We start from the raw sequence: 20,057 nt of genomic DNA, 5'->3' as shown, positions 1-20,057 counted from the left end.
CCGTTGCACCCCCCACACCCGCGCGACCCCCACCGGCAAGCCAATGAGGAGACTCATGTTCGGGCTCAACCGCGCCAAGAGAACCACCGCAGTCGTCGCAGCAGCAGCCGCTGCCGCAGCGACCGCACTGCTCAGCGCCCCCACCGCTGTGGCAGCCCCCCAGCCCATCGTCGGCGGTTCCACGACCACGACGACGACGTACCCGTTCGTCATGCAGATCACGGACGCCTCGCAGAACCAGTTCTGCGGCGGCACGCTCGTATCCGCCACCAAGGTGGTCACCGCCGCCCACTGTATGGTCGGCGAGACCACCAGCAGCGTCCGCGTGGTCGGCGGCCGTACCTACCTCAACGGTACGAACGGCACCGTCAGCAAGGTCAGCAAGATCTGGATCAACCCCAGCTACACGGACGCCACCAACGGCAATGACGTGGCCGTGCTGACGCTGTCGACGTCGATGCCGTACACCACGGCGAAGTACGTCGCCTCCACGGACACCTCCGTGTACGCGACCGGCGCCACGGCCCGCATCCTCGGCTGGGGCACCACCTCGGAGAACGGCAGCTCCTCCAACCAGCTGCGGACGGCGACCGTCCCGATCGTGTCCGACACCAGCTGCAAGAGCTCCTACGGTTCCGACTTCATCGCGACCGACATGGTTTGCGCCGGATACACATCCGGCGGCGTAGACACCTGCCAGGGCGACAGCGGCGGTCCCCTGCTCATCGGGGGCGTCCTGGCAGGGATCACTTCTTGGGGCGAGGGCTGTGCCGAGGCGGGTTACCCGGGGGTCTACTCCCGGCTGACCAAGTTCTCCAGCCTGGTGACCACACAGGTCAACTCGTAACCCAGAAGAACTCCTGAGCACCCCTCAGGGAAATACCAGGGTGCGTTGCGGGCTTCCACGAGCAGCCCGCAACGCACCCTATCCATGTGCCCGCTGCCCCCGGCCCTAGAGAGAACTCCCGGACGCCTGTTTCAATGAGCGCCGGATGGGAGTGATCGCATGGTGTCCACGGACCGTTTCCTCGCCTTCGCGGCGATGTCGTTGCTGGTGATCGTGATCCCGGGCCCGAGCGTCCTGTTCGTCATCGGCCGCGCGCTCGCACACGGCCGCCGTACAGCGGTGGCAACCGCCCTCGGCAACGTCTTCGGCTCGTATCTGCTGGTGACGGCGGTGGCGTTCGGCATCGGCGCGCTGGTGGAGCGGTCGGTCACGATCTACCTGACGGTGAAACTGGCGGGCGCGGCCTACCTGGTCTATCTCGGCGTCCAGGCGTTCCGCCACCGCAAGGACCTGAAGGCGTCGGCGATGCGGGCGACCCCTTCCACCGAACCCCGAGGCGACCTCCGCACGGTCCTGGACGGCGCCCTGGTCGGCGTCACCAACCCCAAGGGCGTGGTGTTCTTCGCCGCCGTACTCCCCCAGTTCGTCAACCACTCCGCGGGCCAGGTCCCGCTCCAGATGCTCCTGCTCGGCCTGATCCCCATCTCCATCGGCCTGGTCACGGACACCCTCTGGGGCCTGACCGCCTCGGCGGCCCGCAACTGGTTCGCCCGCTCCGACCGCCGCCTCTCCCTGATCGGCGGCGCGGGCGGCTGCACGATGATCGGCCTGGGCGTGACGGTAGCGGTGACGGGCCGCGCGGACTGAACCTTCTACGGCTCTACGGTCCTTGGTTCTACAGTCCTTGGGTTCTACGGTCCTTGGGTTCTACGGCTGTACGACCGTCCCGAACCGGATGTCGTACGACGTCCCCATGTGCATCGTCCCGAGCATCCGCGCCCCCTCGGCGACCACGTCATCCCGCTCGGCCTTGGTCAGCCTGCCGAAGGGCTCGACGACGAGGTCCTGGCCGTCGATGCGCCACACCCCGGCGAGGAATCCGTCGACGAGGAAGGTGCGGTGGGCCACGTTGCCCTGCCAGGCGCGGCCCCAGTACTCGGGCGGTACGACCCGGGTGCGGTCGGCGTGTGAGAGAAGCAGGTTGTCGAACTCGGGCAGGAAGCGCGGCGGGGCCGGGGTGTCGGCGGCGGGGCGGGGCGCGCCGGGGAGGTCGAAGAGTTCGACGCCGTTCGGATCGTGGAAGGTGAGGAGTCGGGGCCGTAGCCGCTCGAAGGCCTCCCGCAGCCGGGTCAGGCCGGCCCAGGTCTGCATGTCCTTGACGGAGGCCGGGCCGAAGGCGGCGAGATAGCGCAGGACGGTCGCGTCGGGGGCGGGCGCGGGTTCGGCGGGCCGCCCCAGCCAGTGCTCGGCGGTGGTGAGCGCGACCTGACCACTCCGTCCCCACAGCCCGCGCGGGGTGACCTGGACGAGCGGGAGCTTGCAGCGGGCGGCGATCCCGAGGGCCTGCGGGTCGGCGTCGGGCCACTCGACGAGCAGCGCCTCGCGCAACTCCTTCATGGTGCGCGGCTCGTCCTCGACGAGTTCACGGGCGCGTACGGCGAGCCGGTCCAGGTCGACGCCGACGAGCCCCTTGCGGAAATTGCCGAGTTCACGATCGCGGGCGGCCTGCACGAGCGGGCGGAGGCTGAGACAGTCGGCGGCGGTGTGGGTGTGGATGGTGGAACGCATGGTGACGATCCGGACGACCTCGCGTTCGGCCATCAGCCCGGACAGTTCCTCGGGCGCGAATCCGTCGAGGCGGGCGGCGAGGGCGTAGTACGGCGGCTTGACGTTCTGGGCCTGGAGGCCGAGGAGATGTTCGACGGCGGCGTGGGCGGAGAGGGAGGAGCGACGGAGGAGGAGTTGCCGGGCGAGGGTGGCGCGGTTGAGGGCGCGGGTGTCGAGTACGGGAGCGGTCGGGGAGTTCGCCTTGGTCACGCTCCACACGCTAAGGGCGATTGCGGACACCTTCCGTCCGCAACTCTCACCGAATCCGGGACCTGGTTCACACGCCGAGGTCGTTTGCCCCCGTATATCCTGCTCATGCTCCGTGATCACGTAGACGTAGACACAGGCCCGATCGAGAGGCACCGCGATGCCCCAGCGACGCGCCCGCCCCACCTCGAAGAACGGCGGAGACGGCAGGAACGGCAGGACGTCCGGCTGGCGCCGTACGCAGCCCCCTCCCCCGGCACCCGAACAGAAGCCCCCGGTGTCCGCCGCCGACGCGCCTCCCTCGGAACCGTCCGACGCGGGCAGCGTCGTCCAGGCCGCCCTGTACCGGGACGGCGTGCGCGTCTCGGCACCGGACACCCTCGCCGACACGTTCCGCGAACTGCGCGAGCAGCCGTCTGGCATGGCCTGGATCGGCCTCGCCCGCCCCACCGAGAGCGAACTCCTCTCCCTGGCAGCGGAGTTCGACCTCCACCCGCTGGCGGTCGAGGACGCGATGGAGGCCCACCAGCGCCCGAAACTGGAGCGCTACGGCGAGACGCTGTTCGTAGTCCTCAGCGCGGCCCGCTACTTGGACACCACGGAGGAGGTCGACTTCGGCGAGCTGCACGTCTTCGTGGGCCCGGACTTCGTGATCACGGTTCGGCACGGCGCGGCCCCCGATCTGTCGGCGGTCCGCCAACGCATGGAGGAATCACCGGAGTTGCTGAAGCTCGGCCCCGAGGCGGTGCTGTACGCCATCCTCGACGCGGTCGTCGACGGCTACGCGCCGGTGGTCGCCGGCGTCCAGATCGACATCGACGAGATCGAGACGGAGGTCTTCCGCAACGAACCGCAGGTCTCCCGCCGCATCTACGAACTCTCCCGCGAAATGGTCGAGTTCCAGCGCGCCACCCGTCCCCTGGTGGGCATGCTGCACAGCCTGATGGCGGGCTTCGCGAAGTACGGCACGGACGAGGAACTCCAGCGCTATCTCCGCGACGTCGCCGACCACGTCACCCACACCAGCGAGCGCGTCGACGGCTTCCGCCAGGCCCTCACGGACATCCTCACGGTGAACGCGACCCTGGTCACCCAGCAACAGAACGCGGAGATGCGGGCGTTGGCGGAGGCGGGGTTCGAGCAGAACGAGGAGATCAAGAAGATCTCTTCTTGGGCGGCGATCCTGTTCGCGCCGACGTTGGTCGGGACGATCTACGGGATGAACTTCGATCGGATGCCGGAGTTGCACTGGGTACTTGGATACCCGTTCGCGATCCTCCTGATGGCGGTCGTATGTACCAGTTTGTACGTCATCTTCAAGCGGCGGGACTGGCTGTGAGTAATCGCCCGGGGAGGCGCTCCCGAGAGTGGGTGCGGCTCGGATCGCGGGCTCTGACGACTCGTTCCAGGCCGCTGGGGAGAATCTGGGGAGAATGAGCCGCGCTCCTATGCGGGCGGTCTCAGAATTGGCGTGCGGACGGGCGCTCAACTGCCAAGCAACAGGGGCTCCAGCCGAGACTGACCAAGGTGTCGCCGATCCGCTCGGCGAGCACGCCGTCGTCACCCGCCAGGTGACCGCGCTATTGGGGGATGGTGACCAGGATGCGGCCGTGACCACCGCCGGCGTCGACGTGGTCGTGGGCCTTGGCGATGTCGTCCAGCGCGTAGCGGTCGCCGACGGCGACGGTGAGGGCGCCGACAGCGGCGGCGGAGGTGAGGTCGCGGGCGGCCTGGCGTTTGGCCTCGGCGGGGAAGTCGTCGCTGCCGAGCAGCCGCAGGGTGACGTTGTTGAACAGCAGGGGCCAGAAGGGGATCTCAGTGCGGTCCGAGCGGGTGGCATAGGCGGCGATGACGGCGTTGTTGGCGGCGACGGCGTTGTCGAGATCGGCGTTGTCGGACAGCGCAACCTCGATGATCCGGTCGACGCCCCGCGGTGCGTACGAGCCGATGACTGTGGCGGGGTCTCCGGTGTCCAGGGCGACGGCGTGGGAGACGACGGCCGGGTCGACGCGGTCGAGGTCCGCGGTGCGGCGGACGGTGGCGATCACAGTCGCGCCGGCCCAGTGGGCGAGCTGGGCGGCCAGAGAGCCGACGCCGCCCAGAACGCCGTGGACCAGGACCAGTTGGCCGTCGACCGGGCCGTCGGCGAAGACGGTGCGGTGGGCGGTGATGCCGGGAATGCCGAGGCTCGCCCCCAGCTCGTCACTCAGATGATCTGGCAGAGGTACGGCCTGGGGGTCGGGTACGACGGTGTACTGGGCGGCCGTGCCGAAGGGGCGGTAGGACTGGGCGCCGTATACCCAGACCCGCTGTCCGACGCGGTGGACGTCGACCCCGTCACCCACGGCGTCGATGACTCCGGCGGCGTCGCTGTGCGGGATCACCCGTGGATAGGGCATGGACGAGCCGAGCCAGCCGCGCCGCTTCTTGGTGTCGCCGGGGTTGACGCCCGAGACGGTGACGCGGACGCGGACCTCGCCGGGGCCGGGGGCGGGATCAGGGAGTTCACCGACGTGCAGGACATCGGCGGCGGGGCCCTGGTCGTCGTACCAGGAAGCAAGCATGGGGATACCTCCGTGGGCAGTCAGCTCGCGGGAACGGCGGGCGCATGCGGATCGCTGTCGCGGCCCGTGGTGTCGAGTACGGGCGGATTCTCGCCGAGGGTCTCGCGCAGCCAGGTCCGTTCGGCGCGGCTGGTGGCGCGGGCGGTGAGCAGCATGCCCCGCCGGTAGGGGTCGGCGATCTCCTCGGCACGCAGGGGCCGCTCGTTGTCGTAGAAGAAACTCGCCGGTTCCTCCAGGAACTCCAGCCGCCTGCGCAGCACCGCGTGCTGTTCGGCCACGTCGGGCAGGTGGGAGAGGAACGCCAGGACGACGTAGAACCGGGTGAAGTCGGTGATCTCGTGGTCGGCGGGCTTGCGCAGGCGCTGAAGCATGTCGGCCCGGCCGGCCGCGGTCAGGCTGAGGACGTACCGGGCCGCCCCTGCGGCCGGGTCGGCGCGCCGCTCGATCAAGCCCGCCCTGGTCAGGCGATTGATCGCCGGGTACAGGCTGCCGTCGCTGACCGGCCGCGTGTAGCCGGTCAGCTGTGAGATGCGGCGGCGCAGCTCGTGTCCGGGCAGGGGTCCCTCGGCGAGGAAGCCGAGTATCGCGAGTTCCAGCATGGGTCCATCTTCGCACGCGAACATCGAATCGATGCGAACATCGATTCGATGTTAGGCTCGCCCATACCCGCCCCAACGTCTCTGGAGAGGCACAGCAAGATGCCGTCGCAGTCCACCGAGTCAGTGATGAACCGCTTCGTCGAGTTCATCAACACGGGCAACGAGGATCTCGCCCGCGAGGTCATTTCTCCGGACGCGGTGTTCCACGCGCCAAGCCACCCGGAACCGCTGCGGGGGCCCGATGGGTACTTGGAAGTCATCGGGATGATGCGCGGCGCCTTCCCCGACGTCCAGTGGACGCTGGAGGAGACGGTCACCGAAGGCGACACCGTGGCCGCGCGGTTCACCATGCGGGGAACCCACGACGGCGAATTCTTCGGGATCCCGGCGAGCGGCAACAAGATCTCGGTGCAGGCCATGAACTTCTACTACCTGGCCGACGGCCGGATCGTCGGCGAACGGGGCCAGCCCGACCTCCTCGGGGTGATGCAGCAGATCGGTGCCGTACCGGCGCCGTGAACCTCGTAGCGCCGAGTGAGCCTTCTGCCGCGCGGGATTGCTGCTGCCGGCAGGGGGCCGGCGCGGTGGCAGAGAGCGAAGGCCCACACCGTGGTGCGGGAGGCCGACCCCGATATCCACTATCTACGGAACGTGGTCAGGGGCGGGTGAAGGCCGTCTGGAGGATGTCGGCGAGGAGGGCCGCGCAGGAACCGTCAGGGTCGAGATCCGGGTCGTAGATGGTGAGGTTGAAGCCGACGCACCGCTCCGATTGCACCAAGGCCCGTAGCAGCGGGGCAAGTTCGTCGGGCAGGAGCCCGCCGGGGTCGGGGCTGTCGACGGCGGGCATGACGGACGGGTCCAGCACGTCCGCGTCCAGATGCACCCAGAACCCCTCGGTCACGGGCACTTCGAGGGTTTGCAGAACCGCGCCCGCCAGTTCCTCGGCGCCCCACTCCCGGATCTCCCCGACCGTCGCGTTCATGATCTTCAACTCGGCGAGCTCGGCCCGCTCTTCGTCGTAGTCCCGGATGCCGAAGATCCGTACATCCTCGTCCCTGATGTACGGCCGCAGCCCTTCGAGGTCCGTCAGGTCCCGCTGGCCACGGCCGGTCGCGATGGCCAACTCCTCACCGCCCGCGGCACCGACACGCTCGGAGTTCCCGGGGTGCCGGAAGTCCGCGGATCCGTCGATGACCGCGAGTCCGTACCGCCCGATGCGGCGCAGAGCGAGCGAGGCGCCGAGCTGGATGGAACAGTCCCCGCCCAGGACGACCGGGAAGTCCCCTGCCCGGACATGGTGTTCGATGCGGTCGGCGAGCTTGTGGGTGTACGTGGCGATCGCCTCGGCGTTGAACACGCCGTCGCCCTCCCGCCAGCCGCCGCGGTCGTAGCGGGGCGGCACGACGACTCCGCCCTCGTACGCCCCGAGCCGCTGCACCAGCCGCTGCTCGCGCAGCGCGCCCGCCAGCTTGTAGCACCCGGGCACGGTGCCTTCGGTGGGCGGCCGAAGGCCGAGATTGGACGGAGCGTCAATGACCACGAGACGGCGCATCCGGCCATTCTGACCGCGCGGGGCGACGCGGGCCACAGCGTTTCGCCCCGCACGCGACCAACGCCGGGAGCCAGCCGCGGATGCGGAGCGTCCCGCGCCGGCCTCCGTAGCCGCCCGGGTGCCCAGTACTCACCGACGCTGAAGCCGTGCGCCCCTCTTCTCACGTCAACCCATCTGGTCGGCGCAGGTCACCGCCACGGGCAAGCTCTCCAAACCGTCAGTGCTCCCACACCGTGCGTGTCGAAGGCTTTTTCAGCGCTGGCCCCGCAGGTCCGGTTCCGTGCGTCGGCCGGTCATCCAGGCGGCGATCTGTGCGCGCGACAGCAGGCCGAGTTTGTCGAGGATGCGTCGTACGTGGCCCTCGGCGGTGCGGATCGAGATGACGAGGGCGGCGGCGATCTCCTTGTTGGTGTGTCCTTTGGCGACGAGTTCGGCCACTTCCCATTCGCGTTTCGACAACGCCGCGTCCTCGGGGCCGTGGGACGGGTCCGCGTCGGCTTCCGGGGGTCGTGCCACGACCACGTCGACCGCCCGTTCCAGGGACAACCGGGTGCCCCGGGCGGCCAGTTCGTCGAAGTGGCGGTCGCCGAGCACGGCCCGTACGTCGTCCGCGCACCGGGTGCGCAGGGCGTCGAGGACGGGGAGGGCGAAGACGCGGTGGGAGCGGGTCGCGCCGAGGACGAGGGCCGCGTCGGCGTGGCGGCCGTTGGCGGCCAGGACGGGTGCGCCCAGTTGCAGCCACCAGCCCATCCCGAAGTGGTCGTCGAGGCGCCGGGTCAGGGCCACGCCGGCGGCGAGCGCGGCCAGCGCGCCCTCCGCGTCGCGGTCGTGGAGGCGGGCGTGGGCCTGGGCCCAGTGGACCGCCGAGGTACCCCAGTTGTCGCCCTGTCCGCCGAACGTCCGGGTGAACTCGTCGGTGTAGAACAGCCCTTGAACGGTGTCCCCGTTCCAGATACAGGCCAGTGCCAGGTTCCACAGCGTTTTCGACGTGCCCATCAGGTCGCCCGAGGCCCGGAACTCGTCCAGCGCGTTCTCGAACAGCGCCCGCGCGCCCACGAGATCACCGCGTTGGGTGGCGAACACGCCGCCGGCGAAGTCCAGATGCCCGGCGAGGGCAGGCTGCTCCTGCCGCTGCGTGGCGACGAGCTGTGCCTCCAGCTCCGTCGCCGCCGCGCTGTCGCGGTCGTTGATCGCCAGGTCGGCCGCCACGGCCAGGGCCCTCGCCCGCTCGGGTGAGGGCTCCGTGCTCGCCCTGAGCCCGCGCTCCAGCCAGGCGCGGCCCTCCCCGACATGGCCGGTGATGAGCCAGTAGTACCAGAGCGACGAGGCCAGCTTCAGAGCCCGGCGCGGGTTGTCGCCGTCCGTCAGGCAGAAGGCGAGCGCGTGGTGGATGTTGGCGTGGTTGCCGCGGATCTTGGCCGCCCAGCTGTCGGTTCTGGGGGTGAGCAGTCCGGGTGTGGCGTCCTGGGCGAGCCGTAGGCACCACTCGGCGTGCCGCTCGTTGAGACGGAGCCACTCCTCGGGGCCGACGAGACTGCCGCGGGCGTGGTCGCGCAGCAGGCGGGGCAGCCGGTACCAGGTACCTCCCGGGTGCTCGTCCCGGCTGAGCACCGACTTGTCGACGAGCCCGGCCACGATGTCGAACACCGCGCTCTCCGCGACCGGTCCCCCGGCGCAGACCTGCTCCACGGCGCCGAGTTCGAAGCGGCCGGTGAACACCGCGAGCCGGGCCCACAGCGTCTGTTCCTCGGGCGAGCAGAGCCGGTGGCTGGAGGCGACCAGGGCGTGCAGGGTCCGCTGGCGTTCGGGGGCGCCGCGCTTGCCGGTGACCAGCAGCCGTTCGGCGTCGTCCAGCCGTTCGGCGAGTTGCTCCTCCGAGAGGACGTCCAGGCGGTCGGCCGCGAACTCGATGGCCATCGGCAGCCCGTCCAGCCGGTGGCAGATCCGCGCCACGGACGCGGAGTTGGCGTCGGTCAGCGCGAAGCCGGGACGGACCGCCGCGGCCCGGTCGACGAACAGCGCGACCGCGTCACAGCGGGCCAGTGCCGCCGCCCGGAGGTCGTCGGTGTCGGGATCGGGCACCGGCAGGGGTGGCACGGGCAGGACGGCCTCGCCGGTGATGCGCAACGGCCGTCTGCTGGTGCTGAGGACCCGCAGTCCCGGTGCCTCGGTCAGCAGGCGGCTCACCAGGGCCGCGCAGGCTTCGGCGACCTGTTCGCAGCCGTCGAGCAGGAGCAGCGCCCGCAGGGGGCGGAGGTGTTCGGCGAGTCTCGCCTCGACGGGCGCCCCGTCGTCGCGCAGGCCCAGGCCCTGGAGCACCGTGGCGGGCAGCAGCGCGCCGTCGACGACGTCGTCCAGTTCGACGAACCACACGCCGTCGGGGAAGGCCCGGCCCACCTCGGCGGCGGCCCGCCGGGCGAGCCTGCTCTTGCCGACACCGCCGGTACCGGTCAGGGTCACGGCCACGTGGTTCTCCAGCGACCGCCGGAGCTGCCTCAGCTCGGCGCCGCGTCCGACGAAGCTCGCCAGCTCGGCCGGCAGATTGCCACGTCGCACCTGACCCACGCCCCGACATTAGGTGGCTCCGCCATCTCGGACAAGGCTCGGAACGGCCGTGATCCGTCGGCCGCGGGTACGGGAGCCGTCGGGCGCGTGGACGGAAGTACGTGGCGGAACACGTAGCCGAACGCGTAGTTCCCCGCTTGGACAGGTGGTGCGCGCCGGACGAGCATCGGTGGGTCGTACCTGGTGAAGCCGCGCCGGAGCCGCCCGGAGCGTAGGGCTCACCCGCCGCACGGCCGCCCCGCGGCCCTGCGGCCAGAGCGAGGAGACGATGACGACATGAACAGCGCTGTTCTTCGTGGGACCGATGCCAGTGCGTCCGACCGGGTGGTCCACGCCCACCGCCCGGAGCCGGGTGACGACGCGGTCCGCGTCGCCGGTGAGCGCCCCGTCGCCGTCGGCGTGCGGCGCATGGACCGCGTGCTGGACGTCGACCCGGTCCGCGCCCGTGCCGTCGTGGAACCCGGCGCGCGCTGGTCCGACCTGTACGAGGCGCTCGGGCGGACGGGCGGCGACCTGTGGATTCCGGTACCCGACCTGGGCTGGGACGGTGTCATCGGCGACGGCCTCGCGCCGGGTGTGGGGTACTCACGAAGCCGGGAACACCTGGCCGGCCTGTGCGGGACACACAGCACGGCCGGCATCGTCACCCGCATCGTGTGGCGGCTGGCACGCCGACCGGAGGTGTACACGGAGTGCTGGGCCGGCTTCACCGGGCCCCGGGCCCTGGCGCGGGTCCTCGACGCCCTTCGGGATCCGCGGCTGCGGCGGGCGGTGGACGGTCCGGTGGTTCTGACCCGCGGTTTCGACTTCGACGAGAACGGTGTGGGCGGTGTGGATCCGGACGGCGACGGCTGGGTGGCCCGCTTCCGGATGTGCGGTCCGGCAGCCGCCGTGGAGGCGGCGTACGCGACGGCCGCGGAGATCGTGCGGCGCGCGGCGGGGGTGGGGCTGTCCCGGCGGACGTTCGGGGGCGACGACGTCGCGGAGGCCGCCCGCCACGACGAGCGGCTGCGCGGGGCCGTGCCCGACATGGACCTGCGCGACCCGGCCGTACTGCCGCACGGCGAGGGCACCGCCCATGTCGACTTCACGCCGCTCGGACCCGTGTCCGGTGCCGCCGTGGCGCGTGCGGACCAGGTGGCGCGTTCCCGCTGCGCACGGCACGGGCGCAGGTGCGTGAGCACTGTGGTGGTCCGGCCGCGCGGCACGCACCACATCACCACGGTGTTCTTCAACCCCCGTGACGAGCGGCAGGTCCGCTCCGTCCACGACTGCTACGCCGGTCTGGTCGAGGAACTCGCGGGGTGCGGTCTTGCCCCGTACCGCACCGACGTGCGGGGCGTGGACCTGGTCGGACCACGGCCCCGGCACATGTGCTGATCAGCCCGCCGGGGTGACAGGGGTGAGGAGCGAGGGCGTCTGGAGCGGCTGGCTGATCATCAGGCGCTGGGCCCGGAGTTCGGGGTCGGCCGCCGCCTGGCGCAGTCCGGCGAGGGCGTCCTCCAGCACGTTCTCGTCCGGGCAGTTGAAGACGAGGTGCTTGAGCGCGCTGGCCACGGGTGAGGCGTACTCCTGGAACGCCCGGCGGCGGTCCTGGGCGTAGCGGTCGAGCACCTCGGCGCCGGTCTCGCCGCGCACCACGGCGGCCAGTGCCTCGGACAGCACGAAGGAGTCGAACAGGCCGGAGGTGAGGCCGAGTCCACCGGTCGGGTTGGTGACGTGGGCGGCGTCCCCCGCCAGGACGACCCGCCCGCTGCGGAAGGCGGACGCCGCCCGCTGGTGCATCTTGTACGGGGAGTACCGCACGAGTTCGTAGCGCTGGTCGCCGGGCAGGGTGGCGGCGAAGTACGCCGGGATACGCTCGTGCACCGTTTCCACGGGCAGGGTGGCGTCCTCGGAGTACGTGCACCGCCACAGGCCGCTGTCGTCGATCTTCGCGATGACGGCGCCGTACTGCGGGTCGATGACCATGTTGGCGTCGGCGAAGCCGTGTTGGTCGTAGGGGAAGCGCACGTTGGTGGCGACGAACCGCTCCGGCCAGGTCGTCCCCTCGAAGTCCAGCCCGAGGAGTTCGCGGACGCGGCTGCTCGCGCCGTCCGCGCCGACGACCCAGCCCGCCCGCAGCCGCACGGGTACACCGTCCGCGTCGCCGATCACCGTGACGCCGTCGGCATCCTGCTCCAGGCCGGTCACGGTGGTGCCGAAGCGCACCTCGGTGCCGGGCAGCCGGAGCAGGTGGCGCAGGGCGATGTCCGCCATCCGGTCCTGGCCGAGGTTGACGTTGTACGGGAAGGGCACGCGTCCTTCGAGTACGTCGTGGTCGAAGGCGATGCGTTCCCCGGTGCGGTGGACCAGGAACTGCACGGTGGTGGACCGGACGCCGGCCTTCAACGTGTCGTCGAGCAGGCCGAGTTGCTCCAGTCCCCCGAGGACTCCGCCGTAGTAGACGATGGCCCGGGGAGAGGCCACCAAGCCGGATTCCCGTTCCAGGACCACGACTTCGACTCCGGCTCGGGCGAGGCCGAGCGCGGTGATGAGTCCGACGGGGCCCGCGCCCACGACGACGACTTTGTTGTTGCTGTCCATTCGTCCGTCTCCTTCTAGCTCCGGACCAGTGCCGGGGTCTCGATCCGCTTGCTGAACTGGAAGCGCTCCAACAGGAGTTGCTCGTCCTTGGCCATGCGGCGCAGCCGGTCGAGGTCCTGTGCCAGGCGGGCCGGGTCCGCGGAGTGGTAGATCAGGCGCTTGTTCTCGCCGGCGGCGGGCGAGGCGATGTCGAGGAAGACCCGCCGGCGTTCGTCCGCGTACCGGTCCAGTACGTCGTCACCCGTGCGCCCGTGGACCACGGCGGCGAGGGCGTCGTAGAGCACGAACGTGTCGAACAGGCCTGAGGTGAGGCCGAGTCCGCCGGCCGGGTTGGTCGCGTGGGCGGCGTCCCCGGCGAGCAGGACACGCCCGGCGCGGAAGCGGGTGGCGGCGCGCTGGTGCATGCGGTACGGCGAGTACTGGACGAGTTCGTAGTCCTTGGCGCCCGGCAGGATACGGTCGAAGACGGCCGGCATCCGCTCCAGGACCTGGTCCTCGGGCAGGTCGAGGGGTTCGCAGTAGGTGCACCGCCACAGGCCGGTCTCGTCGATCTTGGCGATGATCGCGCCGTCGCGGGCGTCGATCTGGAGGGTGGAGCGGCCGTAGCCGTGGGCCTCGAAGTCGAAGCGGATGTTGGTGGCCACGAACCGTTCGGGCCAGGTCATTCCCTCGAAGTCCAGGCCGAGCAGGGTGCGTACCGCGCTGCGGGCGCCGTCCGCGCCGATCACCCAGCCGGTCCTGAACTCGGCCTGCCCGTCCGGGGTTTCGGCGGTGACGGTGACTCCGTCGTCGTCCTGGGCGAGTCCGGTGACGCGGGTGCCGAAGTGGATCGTGACGCCGAGTCGGCGGAGGTGTTCGAGCGCGATCTCTGCGAGGCGGTGCTGGCCCAGGTGGAGGTTGTGGGGGTGGCGGACGTGCCCCTTTAGGACGTCCATCGTGAAGTTGATCCGCTCGCCGGTGGCCAGGACGAGGTAGGTGTAGTCCCCTTTGGTGAATCCGGCCCGGACGGCCTCGTCGAGGATGCCGAGCCGTTCGATGCCCTCCAGGACGGACCAGTGGTAGACCACGGCCCGCGGTGACTGCACGATCGCGGGCTCGGTCTCCAGCAGCGTCACCGAGACGCCGGCCCGGGCCAGCCCCAGGGCGTTGAGCACGCCGACCGGGCCTGCGCCCACGACGACTACGTCGGTCTTGTTCATCGGTGATCCCTTCGTCCGGCGCGTCCCGGCACCGTCCAACCTTGTTCACTGAACGACCTAATGTTCGCTGACCGTACAACTTGAGCTTGTTCGCGTCTATAGGGAGGCGTTCGCTGACCGCACAAATGCGGGATCGGGGTGCTGAGAGCCAGTAGGCTGCCGCCATGGCGAACACGGAGACCCCTGCCGACGGCCCCGCACCGGGCGAGCGGCTGGAGCAGCTGGAACGCGCGATGGCCGTGCTGGAGACCTTCGGCCACGAACGCCCCGCGCTGACGCTGAGCGAGGTCGCGCAGCTCACCGGCATCGCCCGGGCGAGCGCCCGGCGCATCCTGCTGACCCTGAAGGCACTGGGCTACGTCAGGGCCAGCGGCCGGACGTTCTCCCTGACGCCGAAGGTGCTGAACCTCGGCTGGAACTACTTCGCCTCGCTGGGCACCGACGAGATCGCCCGGGAACTGATGGCCGACCTGGTGCGGGAGATCGACGAGTCCTGCTCCATGGCCACCCTGGACCTGCCGGACATCGTGTACGTGGCCCGGGTGCACACCCGGCGGGTCATGACCATCGGCGGCGGCATCGGCACCCGGCTGCCGGCCCACGCCACCGCCTCCGGCCGCGTACTGCTGGCCGCCCTCGACGACACGGAACTCGACGCCTATCTCGCCGCCGGCCCGCTGGTGGCGCACACTCCGGGCACGGTCGTCGACACGGGCCGGTTCCGCGAGGAGCTGGCGGAGGTGCGGGAGCGCGGGTGGGCGCTGGTCGACCAGGAGTTGGAGATCGGGCTGGTCGCGGTCGCGGTGCCGGTCACCGGCAGGGCGGGCCGTACGACGGCCGCGCTGAGCGTGTCCTCCAACTCCGCCCGCACCACCGCCGAGGACCTGCGCGAGCGCTGCCTGCCACCGCTGCGCAAGACGGCGGAGGCCGTCTCCACCGCACTGGCCCAGGGAGACACCCGGGGCACCCTCGTCTGAGGGTGCCCCCGCGCGGCGCAACTTCCTATCCGAGTACGGCCGTCAGCGCGCCGGACAGCAGCCGGTGCGCCTCCTCCGGGGAGGCCGGAGCGGTGGCGTGCCGGTAGGCGACGTACAGGTCCGGGCGGACCAACAGCACTCCGCCGTCGGCGACTTGGGCCAGCTCGGACCAGGTGCCGTACGTGTCCTCGTACTCCTCGCCGGGGCCGATCGACACCGGGCGCAGGGTCAGTCCGCGTTCCACCGCGAGGGCGGCGGCGGCCTTGAGCCAGGGCTCGCCGCCGATGCCGGTGACGATGCTGAACTCGCCCTTCCCGCCCAGGTCGAGGGTCGACACCCGCCGGCCCAGGTGTGTCACCCAGGCGTGCGGCAGCTTCGCGCCGGGCCGGGTCGTGGGCTGCGCGTACAGCTGCGGGTCGCGGGCGAACTCCTCCGGGCCCGAGCCGTCGGGGACGACCGCGCCGGACGCGTAGCGCTGGTTGTGCTCGACGCCGTGCGCGTTGAACTCGAACGACTTGTAGGCGATGGCCTCGCGCAGCGCACGCCGTATCCGCTCGCCCTTCTCGCCCGGCTCCTTGCGTGCCGCGAGGTGCTCGTCGAGCACCGACGCGTCCGAGGTGTCGGTCAGCTCCAGCGCTTCGACGATGCGGCCGGTGTCGGCGATGGACTGGTTGGCGCGCTCCACGATCTGCCGTGCGATCGGGGCCCGTTCGGCGTCGTAGCTGTCGAGCAGCGAGGGCCGCGCGGTGCCGCGAATGACGTGGGCGAGTTTCCAGCACAGGTTGTAGGAGTCCTGGACGGAGGTGTTGGAGCCGAGGCCGTTGGTCGGCGGGTGGCGGTGGATCGCGTCGCCCGCGCAGAACACCCGGCCCTTGGCGATCGTTGTGGCGAAGTGGTGGTTGACGGTCCAGGGCGAGGACGACTTGACCTTCATCTCGAAGTCGTCGGAGCCCACCAGCTGGACGGCGAGTTCACGGATGAAATCCTCGGTCAGCTCCGGCGGGCCCTCGGCCGGGTCGTAGCCCCACATCAGCATCCACTCGTGCCACGGCTTGACCATCCGCAGCACACCGAGGCCCACGCCCTGCTTGTCCGCACCCGGCTGGAGCATCCAGTACAGGACCGACGGGCGGTGCTCCACGAAGCGCGACAGGTCGGCCTCGAAGATGATGCCGAGGGCACCGGAGACCGGACCCGGCCCCTCGAAGGGCAGGTCCAGGTGGTCCGCGACCTTGCTGCGCGCACCGTCCGCGCCTATCAAGTAGCGGGAGCGGACGATGTGTTCGTGCCCGGAGAGCCGGTCGCGCACCCGGCTGGTGACGCCGTCGGCGTCCTGCTCGTGGGAGAGGTACTCGCTGTCGAACCGTATCTTCGCGCCGCGCTTCTGCGCCTCCTGTATGAGGATCGGCTCGACGATGGTCTGCGGGGCGTCGACCATCGAACAGGGGCTCTGCAACACGTAGTCGGCGTGCCGGTCCGGCGCGGTGCCCCACGACGGGACCCGGCCCAGCTCCTCCCCGGCCAGGCTGGTGCAGAACGTGGTGTTGCTCATCAGCTCCCAGGGGGTGGCCTCTCGCATCAGGCGTTCCTCCACGCCCATGTCGCGCAGCGCCTCCACGGTCCGCTGGTTGGTGATGTGGGCGCGCGGAGTGTCCGCGGGCGCGCCGTACTTGGTGATCAGCCGGACGCGGATGCCGTACGTCGCCAGGAACAGGGCGGCGGAGGCGCCGGCCGGTCCCGAGCCGACGACGAGGACGTCTGTGTCGAAGCTTTCCATGTCGGTTTCGGTGCTCAACTCTGGCCTCGTCTCAAGTCGTTATGTCGGGGTAGGGCAAGGAGAAATGGGCCAGCTTGGCCGCGTACTCCCGCTGGAACGCGAGGGGTTCGGCGTGGTCGCGCTCGAACAGCGCGATGAAGAGGGTGAGCGTCAGGAACGGATGCGCGCCGAGTTCGAAGAGCTTCACGTAGTCGTGCGCGACCAGCGCCTCGCGCTCCTCGTCGGTGAACCGCAGCCAGGTCGTCGCCTCGGCGGGGATCGCGTTCAGCAGCTCGCCCGCGCGCTCCGCCTCCCACCAGGACACGATCTCGCGGGGCAACTCCCGGTAACGCTCGACCAGTTCGGGATCGCGGTCCACGGTGTAGAGGAACTTGTTCAGCAGGTACTTGCTCATGCCCGCACCCCCGAAGTCAGGTCGGCCGGGAGCCCGTTGGGGTACCAGGTGAAGTACGCCTCCATGGTGTGGAACAGGTCGAGGGTGTCGGCGTGGTCGGCCTTCACGCCCTCGCCCGCGACGCCCATCATCAGCATGAAGTCCATGAAGCCGTGGGTGGCGTTGCCCGGCGTCCACAGGCTGTCCAGGGTCACCTCGGACAGACAGCCCTCGATGTCGCCGTCGGCGATCCAGCGCACCGCCTTGTGGTCGAACTCGGGGTCGGGGCCGTGCGGGCCGAACTGGCGCGGCCCGCCGAGTTCGAGCGAGAGGTGTCCGGTGCCGATCACGGCGACCCTGAGGTGGCTGGGCCAGGACTCGATCAACTCCCGGATGGCCTTGCCGAGTTGGACGAACCGGGAGGGCTGCGGGAGGGGCGGGGCGAAGATGTTGGTGTAGATCGGCACGATCGGCAGGTCGGCCTCGGGGCGGAGCGTGACGATCGGGCAGGTGATGCTGTGGTCGATCCGCAGTTCGTTGCTGAACGCGAGGTCGAAACCGGCGTCGAGACCGTGCCGCAGGATGTGCGCGGAGAGGTCCTCCTGACCGCGCAGCAGCATCCGCGGGAGGCCGAACTCCCGTTCCTCGTTGTACCAGTTGGCGTCATAGAAGGGCGCCTTGCCGACCAGGAACTGCGGCATGTTGTCCAGCCACAACTGGTGGAAGTGGTCGGAGCCCACCATGACCAGGACGTCGGGCCGGGCCCGGGTGAGCGTCTCGCGGAACGCCTCGATCTTGGCGACCCAGGCGTCGGCGTACGGCGGTCGGTCCTCACCGGTGGCCGTGCTGGCCTTGTAGTAGAAGGGGTGGTGGGTGGAGGCGATGACGGCGGCCAGGGTGGCCATGGCGGCTCCTCTCTCTTCTTTCAGGCAGGGTCTTCAGGCACGGTCGTCGGGCGAGACGTACTCGGCGTTGCGGTCGACGCTCATGTACACGTCGTAGGCGACGGGCTGTCGGCGTTCCTCGGCGATGTGGCCGAGCAGTCCGGCGGTGCGGGCGAGCAGGGCGAAGCCGCGCAGCAGGTCGACCGGCAGGCCGAGGTCGGCCAGGGCGGCGCCGCAGACGCCGGCTCCGTTCAACGGCAGGCTGCGGCCGAGGACTTCGGAGTGGACCCTGCCGACCGCCTCGAACAGCCGCAGGTGAGGACCGCGCAGGCCCTCCTCCTCGGCGATGCGCAGCAGGACCGGCGTACGCGGGTCGCCCTTCTTGTGCACCGGGTGTCCGAGGCCGGGCACGAGTCGTCGCTCGGCGCGGGCCCGGGTGACGGCGGTCAGGGCGAGAGCGTCGAAGTCCGCGTCGTTGTCCGGGAGTTGGCCGTCCACCGTGGCCAGGGTGTCGGCCAGGAACCGGCCGCAGTCCTCGGTGACCCCGAGGAAGCGGGAGCCGCCGCCGAGCAGTCCGGAGGCGAGCGCGCCCTGGATCGACTCGGGGGCGCTGAGGTACGTCAGGCGGGCGGCGATCGCCGTCGGGGTGAAGCCGTGGTCGGCGAGGGCGACCAGGACCGCCTCGAAGACCCGCACCTCGGAGGGGGTGGGGCGGCGCAACGTGACCAGCCAGAAGGCCAGTTCACCGAAGCCGACCTTGCCCATGAGGTCCTCGGTGAGGTCGTGGCCGAGCAGCCGGATGGTGTCGGTGTCCGAAGTGCCCAGCGAGGTGGGGTAGTTGCCGTCCGGGGTGGTCATCGGTCGGGCTCCGTTCGGGTGTGGTCCTGCGTCGACGTGCGCGGTCGCTCCGACCGCAGCCAGGCGCGGATCTCCTCGCCGTGCTCGTCCAGGCCGGGCGGGGGCAGGTCGTAGCGCGGCGGGGTGGCGGAGAAGGTGATGGGGTTGCGGATGCCGGGTACGGCGGTCTCGCCCTCGCCCGCTTCGACGAGTGGACGCAGGCCCAGCTCATCGGCGAGGGCGACGCCTCCGTCGATCGTGTTGATCGGAGCGGACGGGACCCCGGCCGCGGTCAGCTCGCGGAACCACTCGTCCTTCGTCCGCTTGGCGAGCCGCTCCACCAGCAGCGGGCGCAGCTCCTCGCGGTGCGCGGTGCGGTCCTGGTTGTGCGCGAAGCGCGGGTCGTCGACCAGCTCGGGCACGCCGAGCACCTCGCACAGCTTGCGGAACTGGCCGTCGTTGCCCGCGATGACGATGAGTTCGCCGTCGGCGGTGGGCAGCGGCTCGTAGGGGAACAGGCTGGGGTGCGCGTTGCCCATGCGGTACGGAACGACGCCCGCGGCGGCGTACGCGCCCGTGTGGTTGACGAGGCCCGACAGCGCGGAGGACAGCAGGTTGAGCTCGATGTGCTGGCCCTGGCCGGTCGCCTCCCGGTGACGCAGCGCGGCAAGGATGCCGATGGTCGTGTGCAGGCCGGTCATCACGTCGAACACCGAGATGCCCGCGCGGTACGGGGAGCCGTCCGGGTCCCCGGTGAGGCTCATCAGCCCCGACATCGCCTGCACCATCAGGTCGTAGCCGGGGAGCCCGGCACCGGCACCGGGGCCGAAGCCGCTGATCGAGGCGTAGACGACGCCGGGGTTGCCGGCGCTGACCGTCTCGTGGTCGAGACCGAACCGCTTCAGGCCGCCGGGCTTGAAGTTCTCGATCAACACGTCGGCGCGGGCGGCGAGTTCACGGGCCGCTTCGAGATCTTCGGGCTTGCGCAGGTCCAGGGCGATGGACCGCTTGTTGCGGTTGATCGCGAGGTAGTACGTGGAGATCCCGTCCCGGACCGGCGGCATCCAGGTCCGGGTGTCGTCGCCGCCGGGACTCTCGACCTTGATGACCTCCGCGCCCAGGTCGGCAAGGAGCATGGTGGCGTAGGGGCCGGCGAGAATGCGGGAGAAGTCGGCGACGAGGAGTCCGGTCAGGGGGCGTGTGCGGATCGGGCGCAAGGGCCAGCAGGTCCGTCACCGGGCCCTTGCGCCACAACTCCAGCCGCTCCGCGATCCGTTCACGCGGCCCGACCAGCGAGATCTCGTCGGCGAACGCGTCCGGCAC

Annotated in this window: 18 protein-coding genes and 1 pseudogene; 6 read left to right on the top strand and 13 right to left on the bottom strand. The window is 70.5% G+C overall.

Going from position 1 to position 20,057, the window contains the following annotated elements; translation table 11 throughout:
• Window positions 1-55: 55 nt before the first annotated feature.
• Both ACNFOC_RS31690 and ACNFOC_RS31685 read left to right on the top strand, forming a co-directional pair.
• The gene (locus ACNFOC_RS31690; RefSeq protein ID WP_416962488.1) at window positions 56-847 is read left to right on the top strand and encodes a S1 family peptidase; all 792 of its coding nucleotides are present in this window, start codon (window positions 56-58) and stop codon (window positions 845-847) included.
• Between the two features lie 159 nt (window positions 848-1,006).
• Window positions 1,007-1,654 (top strand): LysE family translocator, encoded by a 648-nt coding sequence (locus ACNFOC_RS31685; RefSeq protein WP_416962487.1) that lies wholly within the window; start codon window positions 1,007-1,009, stop codon window positions 1,652-1,654.
• Window positions 1,655-1,714: 60 nt separating this feature from the next.
• Here ACNFOC_RS31685 and ACNFOC_RS31680 read toward each other — a convergent pair whose 3' ends face one another.
• On the bottom strand, window positions 1,715-2,824 hold the full coding sequence (locus tag ACNFOC_RS31680; RefSeq protein WP_416962486.1) for a winged helix DNA-binding domain-containing protein: 1,110 nt from the start codon (window positions 2,822-2,824) through the stop codon (window positions 1,715-1,717).
• Between the two features lie 157 nt (window positions 2,825-2,981).
• Between ACNFOC_RS31680 and ACNFOC_RS31675 the strand changes: the two genes are divergently transcribed.
• Complete coding sequence (locus ACNFOC_RS31675; protein ID WP_416962485.1) at window positions 2,982-4,160, top strand: magnesium and cobalt transport protein CorA; 1,179 nt, start codon at window positions 2,982-2,984, stop codon at window positions 4,158-4,160.
• A 241-nt stretch (window positions 4,161-4,401) separates the two neighbouring features.
• On the opposite strand, the gene ACNFOC_RS31670 is transcribed toward ACNFOC_RS31675, so the two are convergent.
• Both ACNFOC_RS31670 and ACNFOC_RS31665 read right to left on the bottom strand, forming a co-directional pair.
• The gene (locus ACNFOC_RS31670) at window positions 4,402-5,385 is read right to left on the bottom strand and encodes an NADPH:quinone reductase (RefSeq protein WP_416962484.1); all 984 of its coding nucleotides are present in this window, start codon (window positions 5,383-5,385) and stop codon (window positions 4,402-4,404) included.
• Between the two features lie 20 nt (window positions 5,386-5,405).
• On the bottom strand, window positions 5,406-5,984 hold the full coding sequence (locus ACNFOC_RS31665; protein WP_416962483.1) for a PadR family transcriptional regulator: 579 nt from the start codon (window positions 5,982-5,984) through the stop codon (window positions 5,406-5,408).
• A 126-nt stretch (window positions 5,985-6,110) separates the two neighbouring features.
• Here ACNFOC_RS31665 and ACNFOC_RS31660 point away from each other — a divergent pair, with 126 nt between their 5' ends.
• Window positions 6,111-6,503 (top strand): ester cyclase, encoded by a 393-nt coding sequence (locus ACNFOC_RS31660; protein ID WP_234467747.1) that lies wholly within the window; start codon window positions 6,111-6,113, stop codon window positions 6,501-6,503.
• 136 nt (window positions 6,504-6,639) lie between these two features.
• Here the strand turns inward: ACNFOC_RS31660 and ACNFOC_RS31655 are convergent, their stop codons facing one another.
• Both ACNFOC_RS31655 and ACNFOC_RS31650 read right to left on the bottom strand, forming a co-directional pair.
• On the bottom strand, window positions 6,640-7,536 hold the full coding sequence (locus tag ACNFOC_RS31655; RefSeq protein WP_416962482.1) for an arginase family protein: 897 nt from the start codon (window positions 7,534-7,536) through the stop codon (window positions 6,640-6,642).
• A gap of 252 nt (window positions 7,537-7,788) precedes the next feature.
• Window positions 7,789-10,101 carry an ATP-binding protein gene (locus ACNFOC_RS31650; RefSeq protein WP_416962481.1) on the bottom strand — a complete coding sequence of 771 codons (2,313 nt, stop codon included), beginning with the start codon at window positions 10,099-10,101 and terminating at the stop codon, window positions 7,789-7,791.
• Window positions 10,102-10,377: 276 nt separating this feature from the next.
• Here ACNFOC_RS31650 and ACNFOC_RS31645 point away from each other — a divergent pair, with 276 nt between their 5' ends.
• On the top strand, window positions 10,378-11,481 hold the full coding sequence (locus ACNFOC_RS31645; protein ID WP_416962480.1) for an FAD-binding oxidoreductase: 1,104 nt from the start codon (window positions 10,378-10,380) through the stop codon (window positions 11,479-11,481).
• Here ACNFOC_RS31645 and ACNFOC_RS31640 read toward each other — a convergent pair whose 3' ends face one another.
• Both ACNFOC_RS31640 and ACNFOC_RS31635 read right to left on the bottom strand, forming a co-directional pair.
• The gene (locus tag ACNFOC_RS31640) at window positions 11,482-12,687 is read right to left on the bottom strand and encodes an FAD-dependent oxidoreductase (RefSeq protein ID WP_416962479.1); all 1,206 of its coding nucleotides are present in this window, start codon (window positions 12,685-12,687) and stop codon (window positions 11,482-11,484) included.
• 14 nt (window positions 12,688-12,701) lie between these two features.
• Entirely contained in the window at window positions 12,702-13,886 is a 1,185-nt protein-coding gene (locus ACNFOC_RS31635; protein WP_416962478.1) for an FAD-dependent oxidoreductase, read from the bottom strand.
• Window positions 13,887-14,050: 164 nt separating this feature from the next.
• Between ACNFOC_RS31635 and ACNFOC_RS31630 the strand changes: the two genes are divergently transcribed.
• The gene (locus ACNFOC_RS31630) at window positions 14,051-14,863 is read left to right on the top strand and encodes an IclR family transcriptional regulator domain-containing protein (protein WP_416962477.1); all 813 of its coding nucleotides are present in this window, start codon (window positions 14,051-14,053) and stop codon (window positions 14,861-14,863) included.
• A 25-nt stretch (window positions 14,864-14,888) separates the two neighbouring features.
• Here ACNFOC_RS31630 and ACNFOC_RS31625 read toward each other — a convergent pair whose 3' ends face one another.
• The 6 genes and pseudogenes from ACNFOC_RS31625 to ACNFOC_RS31600 form a co-directional block, all read right to left on the bottom strand.
• Window positions 14,889-16,658, bottom strand: a complete 1,770-nt coding sequence (locus ACNFOC_RS31625) for an FAD-dependent oxidoreductase (protein ID WP_416962476.1) — start codon at window positions 16,656-16,658, stop codon at window positions 14,889-14,891.
• 13 nt (window positions 16,659-16,671) lie between these two features.
• Window positions 16,672-17,034 (bottom strand): hypothetical protein, encoded by a 363-nt coding sequence (locus ACNFOC_RS31620; protein ID WP_416962475.1) that lies wholly within the window; start codon window positions 17,032-17,034, stop codon window positions 16,672-16,674.
• Window positions 17,031-17,918 (bottom strand): DODA-type extradiol aromatic ring-opening family dioxygenase, encoded by an 888-nt coding sequence (locus ACNFOC_RS31615; RefSeq protein ID WP_359611272.1) that lies wholly within the window; start codon window positions 17,916-17,918, stop codon window positions 17,031-17,033. The genes ACNFOC_RS31620 and ACNFOC_RS31615 overlap by 4 nt, the downstream gene beginning before the upstream one ends.
• A 33-nt stretch (window positions 17,919-17,951) precedes the next feature.
• The gene (locus tag ACNFOC_RS31610; RefSeq protein ID WP_416962474.1) at window positions 17,952-18,755 is read right to left on the bottom strand and encodes a citryl-CoA lyase; all 804 of its coding nucleotides are present in this window, start codon (window positions 18,753-18,755) and stop codon (window positions 17,952-17,954) included.
• The gene (locus tag ACNFOC_RS31605) at window positions 18,752-19,951 is read right to left on the bottom strand and encodes a CaiB/BaiF CoA transferase family protein (RefSeq protein WP_416962473.1); all 1,200 of its coding nucleotides are present in this window, start codon (window positions 19,949-19,951) and stop codon (window positions 18,752-18,754) included. The genes ACNFOC_RS31610 and ACNFOC_RS31605 overlap by 4 nt, the downstream gene beginning before the upstream one ends.
• Window positions 19,932-20,057 (bottom strand): annotated as a pseudogene (locus ACNFOC_RS31600) (LLM class F420-dependent oxidoreductase); the annotation flags it as partial. The pseudogene ACNFOC_RS31600 and the gene ACNFOC_RS31605, both read right to left, overlap by 20 nt.

Source organism: Streptomyces colwelliae, assembly GCF_048158785.1.
Taxonomy (GTDB): domain Bacteria; phylum Actinomycetota; class Actinomycetes; order Streptomycetales; family Streptomycetaceae; genus Streptomyces.
This window is presented reverse-complemented; position numbering and strand designations above follow the sequence as displayed.

Bases quoted from the DNA above. Each gene is read 5' to 3' on its own strand.
- ACNFOC_RS31690 (WP_416962488.1), top strand. From the start codon at position 56: ATGTTCGGGCTCAACCGCGCCAAGAGAACCACCGCAGTCGTCGCAGCA.
- ACNFOC_RS31685 (WP_416962487.1), top strand. From the start codon at position 1,007: ATGGTGTCCACGGACCGTTTCCTCGCCTTCGCGGCGATGTCGTTGCTG.
- ACNFOC_RS31675 (WP_416962485.1), top strand. From the start codon at position 2,982: ATGCCCCAGCGACGCGCCCGCCCCACCTCGAAGAACGGCGGAGACGGC.
- ACNFOC_RS31670 (WP_416962484.1), bottom strand. From the start codon at position 5,385: ATGCTTGCTTCCTGGTACGACGACCAGGGCCCCGCCGCCGATGTCCTG.
- ACNFOC_RS31665 (WP_416962483.1), bottom strand. From the start codon at position 5,984: ATGCTGGAACTCGCGATACTCGGCTTCCTCGCCGAGGGACCCCTGCCC.
- ACNFOC_RS31660 (WP_234467747.1), top strand. From the start codon at position 6,111: ATGAACCGCTTCGTCGAGTTCATCAACACGGGCAACGAGGATCTCGCC.
- ACNFOC_RS31655 (WP_416962482.1), bottom strand. From the start codon at position 7,536: ATGCGCCGTCTCGTGGTCATTGACGCTCCGTCCAATCTCGGCCTTCGG.
- ACNFOC_RS31645 (WP_416962480.1), top strand. From the start codon at position 10,378: ATGAACAGCGCTGTTCTTCGTGGGACCGATGCCAGTGCGTCCGACCGG.
- ACNFOC_RS31640 (WP_416962479.1), bottom strand. From the start codon at position 12,687: ATGGACAGCAACAACAAAGTCGTCGTCGTGGGCGCGGGCCCCGTCGGA.
- ACNFOC_RS31635 (WP_416962478.1), bottom strand. From the start codon at position 13,886: ATGAACAAGACCGACGTAGTCGTCGTGGGCGCAGGCCCGGTCGGCGTG.
- ACNFOC_RS31630 (WP_416962477.1), top strand. From the start codon at position 14,051: ATGGCGAACACGGAGACCCCTGCCGACGGCCCCGCACCGGGCGAGCGG.
- ACNFOC_RS31620 (WP_416962475.1), bottom strand. From the start codon at position 17,034: ATGAGCAAGTACCTGCTGAACAAGTTCCTCTACACCGTGGACCGCGAT.
- ACNFOC_RS31615 (WP_359611272.1), bottom strand. From the start codon at position 17,918: ATGGCCACCCTGGCCGCCGTCATCGCCTCCACCCACCACCCCTTCTAC.
- ACNFOC_RS31610 (WP_416962474.1), bottom strand. From the start codon at position 18,755: ATGACCACCCCGGACGGCAACTACCCCACCTCGCTGGGCACTTCGGAC.